This window comes from Marinicauda pacifica, assembly GCF_004793635.1.
Taxonomy (GTDB): Bacteria; Pseudomonadota; Alphaproteobacteria; order Caulobacterales; family Maricaulaceae; genus Marinicauda; species Marinicauda pacifica.
This window is the reverse complement of record NZ_SRXV01000028.1, coordinates 1-326: the sequence shown is the minus strand read 5'-3', so window position 1 is coordinate 326 and position 326 is coordinate 1. Positions and strand designations below refer to the sequence as shown.

General features: G+C 69.6%; 1 pseudogene. It reads right to left on the bottom strand.

Annotated elements, in window-relative coordinates:
* A pseudogene (locus E5162_RS14280) lies at nt 1–326 on the bottom strand (bifunctional methylenetetrahydrofolate dehydrogenase/methenyltetrahydrofolate cyclohydrolase); the annotation flags it as partial.

Below are 326 nucleotides of genomic sequence, written 5' to 3'. Positions count from 1 at the left end.
GCGCGGCCGCGGCACGCACCGTATTCACCAGCAGGAAGCCGATCGTCATCGGTCCGACGCCGCCGGGCACCGGCGTGATGAAGGCGGCCTTCTGCGCGGCTTGGTCGAAGTTCACGTCACCGACCAGCCGGGTCTTGCCTTCGCCGCGCTCGGGCGCATCGATGCGGTTGATGCCGACATCGAGCACCGTGGCGCCGGGCTTGATCCCCTCGCCCTTGACCATTTCAGGCCGGCCGACTGCGGCGACCAGGATGTCGGCGCTCGCGCACAGGCCGGGCAGGTCCTTCGTGCGCGAGTGGGCGAGCGTGACGGTGCAGTTCTGTTCC